The 18113-nt window shown below is 53.7% G+C and carries 1 protein-coding gene (only partly in view); it reads left to right on the top strand.

All coding sequences use genetic code 11. The annotated features are described in order from the left end of the window. Positions 1–18113, top strand: the 3' portion of a protein-coding gene (locus tag NHH03_RS15365; protein ID WP_253157609.1) for a CARDB domain-containing protein. The gene continues 12559 nt to the left of window position 1, outside the view; 18113 of the gene's 30672 nt are visible here — the last part of the coding sequence; its start codon lies beyond the left edge, outside the window; it ends in the stop codon at positions 18111–18113.

Here is an 18113-nt window from a genome sequence, read left to right as displayed (position 1 = left end):
ATCTGGACGGTGTCTTGACAGCCCGCGGCGTGGCAATCGATTTGCCGAACCAGGGCGTCACCGAGGTCGGATCTGCTATCACGATCTATCCGGGACTGCGCGAACTATTGGAGACCAATCCCAATTTCTTGAAAGAACTCAGTCCGTTTGAATTGGAGGATCTGGGCTTCGATTTTTATGTCGCCGCGGCCGCAACTCCGATGACGACCGCGGAGTATTTAGCATTCCAACGCGGTGAAGCGGCGAAGCTTCGCGATGCCATTCTTGGCGATACATCCGCGGCTTCGTCTTCGTTTGAAGAAAGAGCCCATTCGGCGCTGATGGCGTTGGCAAGAGACACCGATTCCTTCACCAGTTTGTATCTGCAAGCTTTGGTTGATAACGGATTGTTGCGTCCCGAAGACTCACCGCCGATCGCTGACGGACGAGCCGAGAATATCAACTCGTTCTTTACCGTCCTCGGCGGTTTGTTCGGCGGGGAGGCAGGTTCGGGAATCGTCGACGACGCAGCGACGGAACCGTTCACCGCGAACGAAAATCTGATGGGCTTCATCGATTTGATCCGCGAATACTACGGGCACACCCCGGACGCGACAGGTGGCGGCGACGTGGGTCTGTTCGAAGATTTTGATCAGGGACTTGCAAGTCCGACGTCGTTCGTCACATTCACCCTGAGAGCCGGGCCACCGCCTCGTTTCGAAACGGGTGTCATCGCCGACGAAATTGCGTTCAACCTGGACGACCTTGGCAACCAAGTCGGAGATTCAACATCGCTGGTCGGACCGACTGGCTTCGGCGATCAGAACTTTGTTCCCGTGGCCACGCCACTGCCGTACACCGTCGAAACAACCTACGATAGCGACACGGATGATGCGGCGCGCGAGATTCGTATCCTGGTCCCGCTCGACGACACCCTTGATGAACGTAGTTTCCAGGTTGCGGATATCAAATTGGGGCGGCGCTCCATTGCCTTGCCACCGGGGCGGCCCAATTTCGTCGGTGAATTTGATTTGACGGACAGCGACGGGTATGTGTTGCAAGTCACGGCCGGTGTGGATGCCAACACGCGCGTCGCGTCGTATTTGCTGCGCGCGATTGACGGACGCGATGGATTGCCACCAGTGGATTCCGCGATCGGATTGTTGCAACCGGGCGAAAAAGTCACTGTCGGTTTTTGGGCAGCAGCCAACAACGTCGTCGCCGCAGGAGACGACAATCCACTTGCCACGGGCGATGAAATTCAAATGACGGCCCGTTCAATCATCGACGGCGGCGTCGAGGTTGATAGTCAGGTTTCGTTCTCGACTCTCGATGCATTTGCCCCGACAAGCACCGTGAGCACCACTGCGATTGGTGGGAACCAATTCCAAGTGGATTGGTCGGCCACCGATGACGTCGGAGGAAGCGGTGTCGCGAAGTATTCATTGCTCGTTTCAAACGATGGCGGAACGCGCTACCGGAGCGTGCTGTATCGTACAGACGAAACCACATACACCTACCAGGCATCGGCCGGCCAACAGCCCCTTTTCCTGATTCGTGCGATCGACAATGCCGGAAACGTTGAACCGGTTGCTGACGGAGTCCAAGTTCCAAGACTGATTCCCGAGATCAATCTCGGAAACGCGCCGATGGTCAGTGTGGTACAGCCTGTGGTGATTCCACAGGCTGCACCCCAGCCAGGTACCGTCGCGGACCGATTGTTTGAAGAAGCCGCCTTTGGAATTCCTTCACGCACCAGCACCACTCAACCGAGCGCGTTCAGCCGTGTGATTCGCCCTCTGGCCGCAGAGCAATTTGCAACGATCTCGGGTGAAAGCGGTGCCGGAATCGGTTCACTTGCGATGGCGGTTGGTCCCGATGGGGCGGTCTATCTGTCCGGCGGCCCTGGACGGAATCAGTTGTATCGCATCAGTCCGGGATCGGGATCCGGTGAGCCGATAGAAATGACAGGCTACTCGGTGTCTGCGCCGATCTATGAACTCGCATTCGATGCGTCTGGCCAGCTTTGGGCTTCGACCGGTGGCGAAGGGCTGCTACAGCTCGATCCCGGTACCGGTGCGGTCCTCGACAGAATCGGCGCAGGAATCTCGCTTGGGATCGCAGCGATTCCGGGTGAAACGGCTCTCTATGTTTCCACTACGGGAGGCATCAGTCGCTTTGATACAGCGACGCGGAAATTGATTCCGTTCAGTGACATCCGTGTCGACTCGCTGGCTGTTTCCGCAGATGGCACACTCTACGGTACCGCTTGGCCGACCGGCAGCGAAGTTCTGCGTTTTGATTTCCGTGGACGAGCCGAAAAAATTGCAACCCTCGCCGGTGGTGCCGAGTCGATCGCGTTTGGACCGTCGGGATCCTTGCTCGAAGGCACCATCCTGGTCGGCCACGAATCCGGCGGACGTATCACGGTGCTGGATCCATTGTCATTGCGCACCGCAACGATCGCTTCCGGGGGAACGGGGCGTGTCGAAGGCATTCAACCGATCTCGGGTGGACGATTCCTGACAACTCAAGGGGATCAGATTGATATTTTCTTCACCGTCGCTGCGCCCCGCGTGATTGAAACGCGAATCGCCGAAGGCACCCACCGCGCGGAATTGATTTTTGACGTCGCGCTAATGACCGATGCAGACGATCCGTCTGGCGGTGACAACCCCTTGAATTATTCGCTGCAAAACAACGAGACCGGCGAATTGGTCAATATCGGCGCGGTCCGTTACGACAATGGTGCGCGATCGTCCGTGTTGCTGTTTGAATCACTGCCTCCCGCTGAATACCGGTTGACCGTTTCGCCCACGGTGGAGAGCGAGCAGGGCATTCCAATCGGGGGCGAAGGATTCGCGACGACGTTCCGCGTGTTTGAAGATGTTTCGATTTCGACGAGCGTTTCCTATGCCAACACACGCATCAACCGCGCCGATGGTACGTTGCTGTTTGATGTAATCGTGACGAACTCGGCGGACTTTGATATCGCCGGACCGATCAATGTGGTGTTCGACGATCTTGGCGACAGCTCTGTGATTTTCTTCGACAATGACTTTGCCCCCGCCGGATCAAACGGGTACCAGATTCTCACCGATGGGACTGTTTTGCAGGCCGGTGACAGTTCGATCGCCCAGACGATTACGATCGCGAATCCAAATCTATTGGATTTGACATTCAAGACTCGGATTCTAGCGACCTTGCCGCCGAATCAACTGCCGATCTTCAACAGCACTCCGTCGCTCTCAGCAGCCGTCGATGCAGAGTATGAATACGCGGCAGCCGCCGCCGATCCAGACGGTGCAACGATCACCTATGTGTTGGCCAATGCACCGAGCGGTGCGAGAGTTGATCCGGCGACTGGAATCGTCGATTGGGTGCCAGGACGAGAGGTTTCAGAAAAGGCCAACTTCGAATTACGAGCCTATGATGCGCGAGGCGCACACAAACGCCAAACATGGATCGTTGACGTGACCGGTGCCAATCGCCCGCCCATCATCTCACCGGTGAATGACGTTCTGGCCACAGAAGGTGACCTGATCGAGATCCCCATCAGCGGCTTCGATCCGGACGGCGATGACCTGATCTATTTCGCTGACAATCTTCCTGCCGGTGCCGTCTTTGATTATGTCTCTCAAGTGTTGCGGTGGCGACCCGAAGGCGATGATGCTGGAGTTTACGAGAATGTGACTCTAATCGTGAGCGATGGATTTGTTGAGTCGAGTGTTGCGTTTGAGATCGTTGTTGCGAATCAAAATGTTCCGCCAATCATTTTCCCGATCCCATCGCGAACGATCAATGAAGGCGACGAACTGACATTCAAGCTCGTAGCAGACGACCAGGACGGCGACCTTGTACGTTACCGAGCGCCCAATCTGCCACCGGGGGCTTCACTTGATCCATCCAGTGGCATGTTCCAGTGGACGCCCGGGTATGATCAGCATGGCGATTACGATTTGATCTTCTTTGCTGACGATGGCTCGGCGGTCACTCAAGCTACTGTAGCGTTGACCGTTAATAACTTGAACGGACAGGTCGAATTTCCTGCGTTCGACGTGTTGGAAATTTTCGAAGGTCAGCCGCTGCAACTTCGGGTCGCTGCTTTTGACCCCGATGTTCCCTATGCAGCGGCCGGGGCGTCGATTTTGTCCAACGAGTTCTTCGTGGAATACGAATCGCTGCGACCGGATCTTCAATATCAGGTTAGCGGGTTGCCAAATGGCGCGCAGTTTGATGCGGCGAGTCAACTTTTTTCCTGGACGCCCGATTTCAATGCATCCGGACGGTACACCATCACATTCACGGCTACCGATGATGGCGATGGAACCGGAACGCCCACCAGCGATACAGTGGAGGTGACACTTTCCGTTCGCGACGCAAATTTCAATCCAGAGATCGTTGCGATCCCGTTACAACGGGTTGCCGTGGGAGAGACCCTGGAAATTCCAATTTCGGCCAACGACTTTGAAGGGGCTCCACTCTCGCTCCGTGTTCAATTCGGCGATGGGACTCAGCTTCCAAGTTTTGCTCAATTGAGTGATTTGGGCGACGGCACGGGGCTCTTGTCAATTTCACCCCTGCCGGGCGATCGTGACGACCTTCTAGTGACCGTTTTTGCGAGAGAAACAACAGGCACGGCACCATTGGAATCGCAGACGCAGTTTACGCTTCAAATCACGAGCGACAATGAACCGCCGGTTTTTGATCCCATTTTCGATCATGTCGTCCTGGTGGGCCAGCCTTTGGCTCTTGATCTGCGAATCAGTGACGACGATCAAGACGCATTGACGATCGCAGCTTTGGGAATGCCAACTGGTGCTGAGTTGGTCGATCTTGGGGTCTACGGACAGCACCGACTCAATTGGACGCCGACGGCTAGCGATTTAGGCCTGCACACCATCACCTTCACAGTGTCAGACAGCGGGAGTGGAAACGCTGGCAACATCCTTTCGGAAACCAGAACGATCACACTTAGGGTGCGTGAAAACAACGCCCGCCCGTCGCTCGATCCGATCGGAGAGCAAACCGTTCTCGAAGGCGACACGTTGCGCTTCACCGGAGTCGCAAACGATCCTGACGGGGATACCGTTGCTTTCTCAGCCGCACTCGTATCTGGTGGTGTCGTCAAACGATTGCCCAGCGGCGCTGTCATGGATGCTGCTACCGGCGAGTTCCACTGGACTCCTTCTAAAACCCAAGCAGGCACCTACAACCTACGTGTAACGGTGACCGATGGTGCGGGGGCACGAAGCGAAGATGTTGTTGTCAATGTAATCAATAGCAATCAGACTCCAAGCTTTAGTTCGCTGCCGACTTTGTACACGCGTGAAGGCGACCAATTAGTCTTCACCATCAACGCCGGCGATCCGGACGGTGAGCCACTGCTCTACCATTACGCAGGCCCATCGGTTACGGGATTCGCATTTGACCCGGTCGCTCGCACCGTCGTTTGGGATGTTGACTATGATTCCGCGGGAATCTATTCACTACCGTTTGTAGCGACAGATCCGTCGGGGGCGACCGCGACAATGAACGTGGATGTCCAGGTGTTTGCGACCAACCGTCGGCCAACGATCCTGGCACCTCAGTTTCGTAATGCCCAGATCGGACAGCCTTTGGAAATCACTATCGGAACATCCGATCCTGATGGTGATTTGGTGGCGTTGTCTGCCAAAGATCTGCCTGACGGTGCAACGTTGGGTAGTGACAATGTATTGCGCTGGTCCGCGGCAAGTTTTCAAGCCGGCGTTTTTCCAATTCGTTTGACAGCAGACGACGGAGATTTGACCACAAATCACCTGTTAACACTTGTCGCATCGCTTCAACCCAATGGTCCCGATTTGCGGATCATAACGACCCCAAGTTTCCCGGCCACACCGGGTCAAGCGATCATTGTCGAGCCGATTGCAGACAGCGATGTCGCAATTGAAAACACTTCATTGGAAATCGATGGTCATCCAGTCACGCTCGATGAATTGGGCCGAGCGACGTTTATTGCGGCAGCACCTGGCCGTTTTACAGCGAAGGCAACGGTGGTCGACGCCGAAGGTCGGACCACCGTCGTTGAACACTCGCTGTTCGTCCGTAACCCCGCGGATTTTGACGCGCCCCTCATCGACGTATTGCAACTTGATCCGCGTGAGATCACCGAGCCCCGAGAACTGATCGTCAATATCTCCGACACCGGATTGGCTGAGTTCTCGATTGAATTGATTCCTCGAGGGGGTGGAACAGCAATCCCGATCGGGCAAGGGACCACCAGCATCACGCAAAGCGTTGAAATCGATCCAGGAAGATTTGCCAATGGTTTTTACAGCTTGAGCGTCACGGCCAGTGATTTTGGTGGATTGACAAGTCACGTGACACACGAAATCGAAATCAACTCGCTTTCGAAGTCAGACTTTCTTCACCAATCCATCACAGACTTCACTGCGTTGCTCGATGGAATCTCGATCGACATCACTCGGGTAGCTGATCCGCTGACCACGAATCCCCAAGACTCAAATTTTGGCAGCCACTGGGCGTGGCCACTACTCCAGCCAAGATTGTCGTTGGATGACGGCGTACATTCTGACGATGCATTTTCCGCAATGACCAGCTCCGCGCGGGTCTATCTGACTTTGCCCGATGGCGAACGTGTGGGTTTTACATTTACCCCAACGATTCATTCGGTGGGGGCGATCGAGACATTCACTCCTGCATGGACTGCCGACCCAGGTGTCACCTGGAATCTAAGAAGCTATGACGCACGATTACGTAATGCTGCTGGCGGCTACTACGTTATTGGTAGCGGATTGCCGTACAACCCCGCCTCGCTAGGGATCGGCAGCAACGCTCTCACACTTGTTTCACCAGACGGTCAACAGCACCGATTCATTCGTCACGGTCAAGCAGATCGGGCTGAGTTTAAGCTCTCACAAATTGTCTCGGCCGACACGTCAACCTCATTAAGAGTGACCGACAGCGGAATCGTAGCACCCAATGGTCAACGAATTAGCTTTCGGACGGATGAAAGTGGACGGCTGATTGAATTGACCGGGAATTCAGGTGAACATTTCAGCTATCACTATGACTCATCCGGGCGAATGAGCGGCGTTGTTGACATGGTAAGCGGTCAGCGTGAATTCTATGCCTATGATCATCTGTCACGATTGAAAGCGGTTTCCCCGACAGATGGGATCGGAAAGACGTTCGAGTACGCAGTCGACGGATCTCTCTTGGCCACAGCCGAAGTCGCGCCGCATCTTGGAACTCTCCGCACTGCAACGGTCTCTCCGTTCTCAGGGACCGTCGGGCAGGAACCCCATGACTACGCGTTTGTGATTACTGCCGGCGAACTACGGAGCAGCCCGACGGGACAGGTCTTGATCGGGTTGGACGTTTCCGGTGCCGAAGGCGAAATTTTGGGAGTTCCTGCGGGAACTTCCGTTTCCGATTCGGCCGGTTCAATTCGAACCTATACCTTGGAACATCCAGGCACCTTCATCGTTCGCGTCTCGGGGAGCACGGATGATTCCTATACTGGTTCGATCTATTTGGTTGGGGATGTAAACGGCGATCACACTGTCGACAACACCGATCGCATGGCGGTTCAGTTGGCAGTCGGCAGTAGTTCCGGTGATGCCAACTATCAAGTTGCAACCGACTTTAATCGAGATGGCGTCGTTGATGACATCGACGTCGCTGCGATGCACGCCGCATTCGGTACGACTGCGAATCAAACTCCGATACCCATCGTTTCGTCGATTTCAATTCGTCCCGGCCAAACACTTTCCATCCCTTTGGCTGATCTCGTGGAAGACATGGAAGGAGATGTCATCGTTCCGCGAATTGCAACGACCGGTTCGGGTCTCCATGCGAGTGTCGAACCCGTCAGCGAAACACTACGGATCAGTGTGGGCACACAGTTTGACGCCGATTCGAACATTGACATCGTATTCGACGATGGGGTTTCAAGATCGGGCAACGAAATTTGGGAGGTGACTCCATCGACAGCAAAATTGGTTCAGCTTCGTCTGGAGCAGGACCGCTTTCTAATCGATCCAGGAAAGCCTACCCGGCTTGAGGTGATTGCCACGTATGACGACGGAGAAGAAATCGAAATCGACGCCAGTCAATTCGAATTCACTTCGTCTGCACCCGACATTTTAACGGTGAGCGGGAACTACATTCAGGGAATCACAGACGGCGTGTCCACCTTGACCGGTGACGCCTCGGGGAACATTGTCGTTGCCGCCGTTCTGGTCGGTGTCCCAGAGGATGTCGAAGATACTGTTAGCGGATTACTTGGAATTGATGTTTACCCTCAACACGTTCAAATGCCGAGCGGGGAAAGTCGGGGATTGCTTGTATCGATGGCCGGGGAGCCGATCCGTGAATACGGTGACGACGAAAACGCGACTTTCATTTCACTTGATACTAATGTTGCAACGGTAGATAGCGACGGGCAAATCACAGCGGTCGCGGCGGGCCAAACAGAGATTGTTGTGATCTACCGGGCTGGGCTGGTACGCGTCCCCGTTTCGATTGGGGCACTGCTACCCTCGGGCAGCCTGATCGACGAGAACGGCGGGATCGTGGAATCATCTACTGGCGGATGGGTTGCGATTGCGCCGGGCCAACTGCTCGATGACCAAACGGTCACACTGCAAGCGTTTGACCCCACCGCTTTGCCGCCCGAACCAAATGGCACGACGGTCGCGGCGGCTTTTGAGCTGAATTTTGGCACCGATCACTTCGAACAACCCGTACAGATCGCTGTTCCAACGCCCACTTTAGCGCCCGGGACCACTGTGTTTTTCTATCGGGCCGAATCGTTGACCGATGACGATGGAAACGTGATTCAGGCTTGGGCCCAAGACGAATTCGGAATCGTCGGAGACGACCGAATCGCGCGAACCTCTTCGCCACCTTCCGATGGTGTTCGGGACAGCGGACAGTTCATCGTTACCGCTCATGACCAGGCGATGGTCCAGGTTGATGCAGACTTGACGATCATTCGTGCGGACGTGACAAACTTTGACTACGGAATTGTCACCACGCCCGTCTTTAACGGCAGTCCCCTTGGGCAATCGGTCATCTCACCATTGTCAGAAGTGCTCTATTCCCGTGAGTTGACGCTCTTTTTACCTCCGGTGGAAACCCAGTTCGACATCTGGGTTCGTCGTGACGGTGTCGCGGAGCGATTGGTGTCGGAGGTCTATAACCCCGCCTTCCAGACTCAACTCGAATTCGTTCTCGATGGAGATCCAGTACTGGCAACTGCCGATGGCGGAACACCACTGATCGAATCCGTTGAGATTGATCGCAGCGTCGTCGATCTGTCGGGCAGCACTCGCACGTTTATCATCAAAGGGAAGAACTTTTTTGTTCCAACGGCTCTCGTCAATCCCAGCGGAGTCGAACTGCGAATCATTGCTGGCGGGAAAGACACGGATCTGGACGATCGCGACGAAGCAGTCAGCGGAATCCGCGACATCATTTTATCCGGCAGCGACTTTGAGTTGGACTATACGTCAACGCCGAACACCATTCGTTTTCAAGTTCCTGCTTCGATTCCTAGCAACTCGATGGTACTTGAAGTTGCCAGTCCGTTCCTGCAAAGACTCTCAGGGAAAAAAACCGTTCCGGCGAAAAAGGTCTCACGACCGTTCAATGTTGACGTTGAAAGTGCGTATACCTTTGCCGCTGCGCCACAAGCTGGAACGATACCGGTTTTCACGCGTTCAAGTGTCGACACCGTTGAGCTCGTTACCGAGATCAAGCCCACGATTCCCGGGGCAAGGCCGCTCAATACGTTGCTGTCGCCAGATCGTGGCCGGTTGTATGTCAGCATGTCGAACCCCTCTGCGATCGGCGTGTTTGATGCGATTACCTTGAGCGGTATCGACGCGGACGGCGATGCAGCAGTTGATTCCGACGGAATCGGAGATGCCATCGATGATCTAATTGTCTTTCAAAGGGGAGAACAAATCGATCGCATGACGATCGATCAAAAAAATCAGTTCCTCTATGCCGGTGATACGTTTCGAGATGCGATCTACGTGATCGATATTCGCCCCAGCTCCCCGACCTATCACCAAATCGTCCATACGATTCAGACTGGTTATGCGCCACACGGATACCGTGGCTTGGCCGTGACCGCAGACGGTGACTCACTTGTGATTGCGGCGCCAGGCTCACCGCTAAACAAAACGCCGCTGGGCAACGGGCACCTGATCATCATTGATTTGCAAGAGAACGCACAATTGGAACCGACCAATAGTGAAAAATCCTTGGGCACCTTGATTCGTCCCGCTTGGACCGTGTCTCATGTCTGTGTCGTTGGTCCTGAACCTTACGGGGTGACCGCGACGGGCAACGCCAACAAAGTGCTGTTCACCGATCGGGCCGAAGAGGGGCTCGGCTACAACATCCTGGAGCGTAACTCGGTAGGAGAGTGGAGTGTTCGCAGCTTTCAATCCACTCTCGGCGATCGCAAGCCGGTCAATTTGGAACTGAATTTTCGCGATCCTCTGGACGTCGAAAACCTTAACGACATCGTTTTAATTCCGGGCCGGACGGATTTTGGTTTTGTGACTGGTTTCAACGCAAAATTCGAAAACGATCCAGTGGTTCGAGCCGGTGGTAACTTAGGTGTTGTTGCCGATCCACTGGGGCTGACCGAGCAGGGCCCCCATTTAGTCGCGGCAACCCAACAGGTTTTTGCATCGTTCCCCGACAGCCTGACAATCTCGGGTGACAATCAAACTTTGATGGTTGCGTTTCAAGGTACCAAGGAGTTACTTGCCTACGACATACCTTCCATTTTGGAAGTTGTCGAAGAAGGGCTTGCATCGGGCTATCCGTTGGATCGCCAGCCGCTTGAGGCTGCCGCGATTGAGCTATTTGGGCCGAATACGGGTTTGCTTGTCACTCGGCTTTCGACCGATCCGGTTAGCGCCATCCGAGGCGTCGATGCAATCGGCAGCACACTAACTTTGATTTCGCCGGTCAGCGCGTTTCTCGATGAACAACTGCCGACATTTGAGTGGTCAACCGGTGTTCCATCCGGCACCAGCCGGTTGTACGTCAGTGTTTTTCCAGCAGGTGATGGATTGTTTCCTGACGACCTAGGCATCACGGATCTGAACCCTTATCGAATTGTCAGCGGTGTCGAAGTCGTGTCCGACCAGGATGGCATCGCGACCTACACCCTGCCTGCCACTTCGAAGTTGACATCCGGACAAACCTACTACTGGGGAGTCGAATCCGTCGACACCAACGGCAGGCGTTCACGCCGCACAGCTCCGTTTGTTTCTAACCCAAAATCAACGACAAGTTCGGATCGCTTCAACACCGTCACGGTGTTGACCCACGGATTCACGCCCGATCCCTACGGTTGGTTCACCGATGAAGCGTTGGATCGTGTGCCCGGTGCCTTCATCGATATTGCGAGACTGATCGCGCAATCCGGAGGCGATGGTGTGGTGATGGTTTATCACCGCACCAAAGGTGAGTTCATTTCATTAGACGGACGTGAGCCGATCCCCGGTCGCCCGCTAGTACTCGTTTCTGATTGGGTGAAAGAGTCCAGCATCAATGATTCCGGTTTCTCCGAGGCAGCGGCGGACGCGGAATTGGCTGCCATCGTCAAACTCGACGAAAAGCTTGAAGGCAAAGTCTTTGCCAGCCCAATGCACTTCATTGGTCACAGTCGTGGGACGGTTGTCAACAGCGAAATCATTCAGCGACTGGGCTGGTATGACCTGAAATCGTCCGACATCCACATGACCACGCTAGACGCCCACGATGTCCCACAGCCGTCTCTGGATCTTAAAACGGCTGATTTGCTCGATTTGATACGGTCGTTTAACAGCACCGAGATCTCCCCGTGCAACGCTGAAAACCCAACGCTGAAAAGTCGCTTTGCTTGCTGGACGACTTCCTTCCTTTCCTTCCTAAGTGGGACCGAAATCGCGAGAGGACTCGCCAATGCAGCCGCGACGAAGGTCGGCCTGGAATGGCTGCACTACGCCGATTTTCGCGACCCCTTGGTACAGGTTTGGGATACGATCACGTTTGCGGACAATTATTTCCAAGACCTTGGCAGGTTGGAAAATACCGTTACACCGAACGGCTATTCGATTCCGGCCGCGGACATCAATCTGCGGTTGCATGACGACCAAAGCGGAGATGTCGTTCCGGGGCGAGCGGGTTTCACGCAGGACGACTTCATCAACAACGGCCCGGGAGACGCCGGGTATGGGGGATTGGCAGGCCCACACAGTCGAGTCTGGAAATGGTACGCAGGAACCATCGATGTCAGTCTTCAAGAATTTGAAGATGAACGGATCTGGCGTCGATTGTTTGACGCCAACTATGAACGTGATCTGACCGACGGTGTGTTGCCAGTCGACTACAACGAGACGCCTTGGTACCGAGCACTCGAGGGGTCCAGTGTAGTGGGGCCGACACCGACTTTGATCACCGAGGGAATTGGAACCGGCTGGTTCTTCAGTGACCTGGGCGGCGGCGACGACCTGCGTAGATCAAGTAACCAACGCGTCCCGATCACCTATGACAATACATTGCCGGACGACTACGGCGACACAACCGTTCGTGACGCGGTACCCTCTCTCTTCAACGGAGACTTTGAGTCGGGAACCTTGTGGTTGGAACGCTACAACCACAAAGAAGAAAATTTCAAAGGCACCGAGCGAAGATTTCCGAGTTATTGGGCGATTCCAGGTTGGTCCTTCCACCACGGCGACGCCTCCGAACCCGGCAATATTGCGACACAGCATCTGGTGATTGATCCCGACACGGGCAACACGTCGGTGCGATTGTCTTCCGCAAATTCAACACTGCGGCACAACCGCTTCTATGCGGCTAACGATACCCACGGTATTCGGTTTTTGATTCTTCCTGAAACTGCGTCCGGAAGCCTTGTTGTCACAGTGGAAAAAAATGGAGAATCGACAACCGTATACACACAAGACTTGTCAGAACTCGAGACCACACTCGGTGAAGAAATCTATGTCCCGTATGCAATGAGCGGAGCTTACGACTCACTCACGTTTACGGTTTCCGGAGGTTCCCTGCTTCTGGACAAAGTCGAACTGGACCGTGGCGTATTGATGCTCGATACGACCGGCGACGCCGATGATGGAATCATCTTGCTCAGCCCTGAAAATGCCGAAAGCGATCCTTCTAATGTCGAAGGAGAACAGATTCGGCCCCTGTCAATCTCGGTGCCGGGCGGTGGGCAACGGACGCTTGATGCAGTGTTTCTCTCGGCGAATTCATTCATCACTTCATTTTCAATTGGCGCCGCTACGTACACACATATCGTAGATAACGAGTCGGTTAGACATGAGTTGAATGGAAACAAGTGTATCCTCATTGGAACGGCGGATGCGATCTCATTCGCGACCCAGCGAAGCGGCGTGACCGTGGCGCAATGTGCAGTGCGTACTCTCCCGGTTCCGCTGAATACAATCAACGGCACGCTGACTGTTGGGATAGATGTGACCCATGATGGATTGGTCAATCCAGAAGTTGAAATCCTGGACTTGGCAAACGCGGAAATATTTCTCGCGGAATTTGGTGCTGTCTTTGGGGGTGGCTCCACAGGGCCGGAATACGAAGTTGCCCACCCCGCAACGATTGCAACCTACGATCAAAAATCCAATGATTTAATACTTGAACTCCTGCCCGTCCGTCAAAACGAGCAACGTACTGGATTCATTCGAATGGCTGCATCGCCCGCCATCGACACCAAATGGATTGCAGAGATGTCCGGGGGAGATTTTACAATTCAGAGCGAACCGAAATTCGATTTTCAACAATACCAGTATCGGATCAGTCAAAAACAGAAATCGAGCGATCCAATCGCATCAAGGTTTGTTTTTAGTGCAAAGATTCGGGGAGCATTCACAAAAGAGATTGGTTCGATTGTGGTTACGGGGAAAACCCTAGCGCCTCGGTCGATTGCTTATGATGTTGCTCAGCTTAATTCTGCGATCGACAGTTTGCGCGCAAACAATAATCCGTTCGTCGCGACACTCGATGCCCAGCTTGGTGTCACAGATCCCGCCGAAATCCGCCAAAGCACTAGTCGTATCGTTGAACTCGCAATGTTGGCCATGTTTGAAAAGAACTTCGGCCGCACAAATATTTCAATCTCCAAAGAACCGGGTAACAGCGCAACAACCAATGTTTCCTACCAAACCGGCTATTATGTCAATAGCTCGAGCGTTGAAAAACGCGGCGTTCTCGGAACTGCCAATATTGGTCTGACCTCAGAATTTTCTGCGAAATTAAAGACAGGGCTGGAGGACAAACATCCATGGGAACAGGTACACGCGATCGCAGGTGCGCTGGTCAATCCTTCAAATCCCGTTAAAGTCTACCTTCCGGCATTGCTTGACGCGATTCAGGAACGCGCATTGCGCAATCCAGACAAGATGACAACCTGGTTCGACTTCGGGTATCTTCTCAGTTATGTCGTCGCTCATGAATCTGGACATGCCTTTGGCCTCTATGATGGCTACTCCAAGAGTAGCCTCGACGCGGTATCTCAAGACCGCACAGGCTCAATCGCCACACTTACACCTGAGGAGTTGAGTCGGCTCTCGTACTACGGGCGATTGGATGATGAAGGGTTGATGGCTGGCTATCCCCAGGTTCTTCCGTTGGAATCTCAGCGTCTGGATAAGTATGAATCCGCTGTCGTCGCTCTCAGCAATGGAGCGTCTGACACTGAGCTTGCGAAAGCAATCGATAGCATTTCCTACATTCCAAACATTTCTGCAAGTAGTGAAAATGCAAAATCCAGAACGGGACAATTGTCTCAGTGGTACAAGTACTCGCTCCTGCTCGATGAAAAGGCCTACGGTAGAACGACACCTGTGGTGTTGACAACCGGCCCGCTGCAATCGCTTCCATTTTCAGGATCGAATCCCCAGGCCGGTGGTTCCGGGGGGCCTTTGGAGGGTGAATCTACTTCGTTGACACCCGTTGGCCCTTGGGGATTGCCAACGCTACCGTCAACTGGCGTGGTATCACGCCAGCCGAATCTCGTTTCAGGTGCAGAGGGCGAATCGCAGGAACTTTCCGAAAATGCAAGAATCGTTAGCAATGCTCGATTTCCATTCCGTGATTTAACTGTTTCGCCACAGCTAGGGCCCTTCCTCCACGGATTGACCCGGACTGTTTCAATCGATGTCGGTAATTCCGCTGACTTTGATTACATGCTCGGTCGAGTTGGGGGAAACAGCTGGTCGCCCGTTTCAGCCGGCAGCTTGGAGCTAGACGTCGAATCGCTCGATACCGGTCGAATACCATTTCATATCGCAGGATTTGAGACCACGCCAACCAACCAGGGCACGTTCAGCGGTGGAGCACGAACCGGTGTGGGAACTGGGTACATTGAGGTGGTTGATCGTATTAACTTTGACCTGTTCTACCAATTACCGTCCGGCACCCTTGTGGATGCGGAAGCGAACAGTTTCTTGGCAGGATATTTTCCGGAAAATACGCAGCTTGTCGCGAGACTTTCTGGTGTCGATAAACCAGAACAGTATTTCGAACAACTCCATGTCGTCGATCAGGAATCGGGAAACCACTACAGCTTTCTAGATGCTCCGAACGAACTGGGACTTTACCCGATCCAAGCGGACGTGATCTCACTGCCCAGCAATGTTACGCTCATTGTCATGGCTGGCGACCAAGTGTTCAGTTCCCCAGAAGCAATCTCGAATCGCCAGTTGCCATCTTGGCTGACGCCCAGCGATGAAACTCAAATCAATTTCAACGAGTCTTTGCTTCAGTACGAGATTGCGACAACCGTTCCGACGAATGCGCAGTTTCCGCAATCATCAGGTGGTGTTCCCGCGTTGCTTATGGAACTCTTCGGTGAAAGCGCAGCGACGTATGTGGAGGCCGGTATCCGTAGCGAAATCGTTGTTCCCCTGGATATTTCAGTTAATCCTCGCCTGGTACCCAAACAAGCCGTTTTGGATATCAAGGTGGTTGGTTCTGAAATCATCAACCAAGTTCTCGACCTAAATTCGAGCCAGTATACGGGTGCGGTTGTTCTCGACGGACTGTCGTTGCGTCCGATCGGTGGTGACATTGATGTAGGTCCTTTCGTATTCGACCCGATCTCCTTTTCGTCGGGTGAATTTACGCTGGCGGAAGGGGCGACTGTTGTTCCCGTTTTTGGAGTCCCAGTCCCATTAACTGGTGATGTACAGGGGAAGCTTGAAGCGAGTATCGCAGGCGAATGGTCAGCGGGAATTGAATTCAAAGTTTCCGATGACAGCGTCGAATTGCTTAAGGAAGGTACCTATTTGAATTTCGTGGGTACTGCTCAGGGTACGGCGCGCGTCAATGTCGAAGGTGGTATCCCAGTTGTCGCGTCCCTAGGAGCCGGATTCCAAATGGATGCGCAGCAGGTCGTTCAGCTCAATGCTGGGTTTGGTGCTGTATTGGAAAACGGAAATGTAACGATTGTCGATCCAAGCCTTAATGAGTCTTGGTCAACATTTGAAGCATGTGCCACATTCGCAGTGGGCGCAAAAGTGATATTTCTGGGATCCACCGAAAAGACTCTTGGCCCCTATTCGATCCATCCGAGTGGGCATAAGTCTGTGCTGTTTGGGTCCCCGCCGATGATTGATGCAAATTGTGGATTTGTAAAACCGGTGGTGCTCGCCCCGCCAAAAATTGAGGTTGCAGAAGGATCGACGGGTCAACAAATAGAAGCACTGCTTAGTAAATTCCTGGACCTTGATCCTGCGGACGCGGCGCGAGCGCGTGTTGTCGTTGAATCAGTCGAGGAGGCCGGGCGGTTTGCACAGCAAAAAGCAATCCAAGGGCAAGATTTCATTATGGAAATTCGCGAGTTTTCGGTGCCCGATATCAACAATATCCAGCAGCCAATTGTTACTTATGACCTAAATCATCTGGTGCTCGACGACGACATCTACGAGCCATTTTCCGAGTCCTTTAAGATCCAAGTTTCGATCACAAATTTGCCGGCCGGAATTGAAGTGGAGCCATTCTCAGTTGAGGTTGTCATTATTGACAATGATTCCCCCCTTGATGACCCCATCGAAAGTTTGGCGGTCGATGAATTGAATCCGAGTGGATTTCTTGCTTTGACTACGGTCGAACCGATTTCCCATTCGCTTGTCTCCGAGAGAACGACTCAAATGTCTACTAGCTCAGGGGAATTAAACATCGAACCGGAGTTGGAATTTGTTATGAATGATGCGACAACGACGTCGATGATTGGTCTTAAAAACGAGGCGTTCGCTGTTACGTCGATGTCGGCGGACGATTTTGTCTGGGAAACGATTGGTGGTATTGCCGTCGGTTCGGGTGTCGCAACGATCTCTGAAGACGTCGGGATGATTTCAGGTCTGTCCCAGACGTTTGTGGTTCCCAACGGAATCAACACCCTGTCATTTACGATCGGCGGAATCGCCATGGATGTCGGCAGTTCAAGCGTCGGAAATGCTGCTCATCCGCCCGAGGTCTTTGAAGTCGCTCTGTTGGACGAAAAAACTACATCCTGGCTGGGCGAAATCTCCAAATTGCCTGGTGGTGATGCGTTGTTGAGCATTCAGGCCGATGGCACGGTTTACTTTGCCGATGGGGTGACGGTCGAGGGGGCTCGCCGCAATGGACACGTTGTCGACTTAAGCCAGCCCATCGATGTTGTGATTAATCTGCCGCCGGAATCCAGTGCGGAGATTGCAACCTTGATGTTTGACTTAGTCGGATTTGGTGAAGATGCGAGTCAGGTCCAGGTCAGTAGTATTCTCTTGGAAGCGTCCAATGGATGGCAAAATCCGGTCGACCGATTCGACGTTGACGATAACGGCACGATGTCGCCGCTTGATGCATTGGTGGTCCTGAATGAATTGGCGCGTGCCAGTGTCCATCATCGGTCTACCAACAAGCTGTTCGAGATCACCGATGAAGTTGGACCACCGCCGTTCTATGATGTCAACGGTGACGGGTTCATCACGCCGCTCGATGCATTGCGCGTGATCAACGAAATCGCCAAGCAACAGACCGCCGAACCCGAGGCTTTTGACGAGGCACTGGAGGCATTGATCGGCGAGATGGTGGAGGCGTAA

It is taken from the genome of Stieleria tagensis (assembly GCF_024129865.1).
GTDB lineage: Bacteria > Planctomycetota > Planctomycetia > Pirellulales > Pirellulaceae > Stieleria > Stieleria tagensis.
The sequence above is the reverse complement of the archived record's forward strand: the minus strand, read 5'-3'. Positions and strand labels throughout refer to the sequence as shown.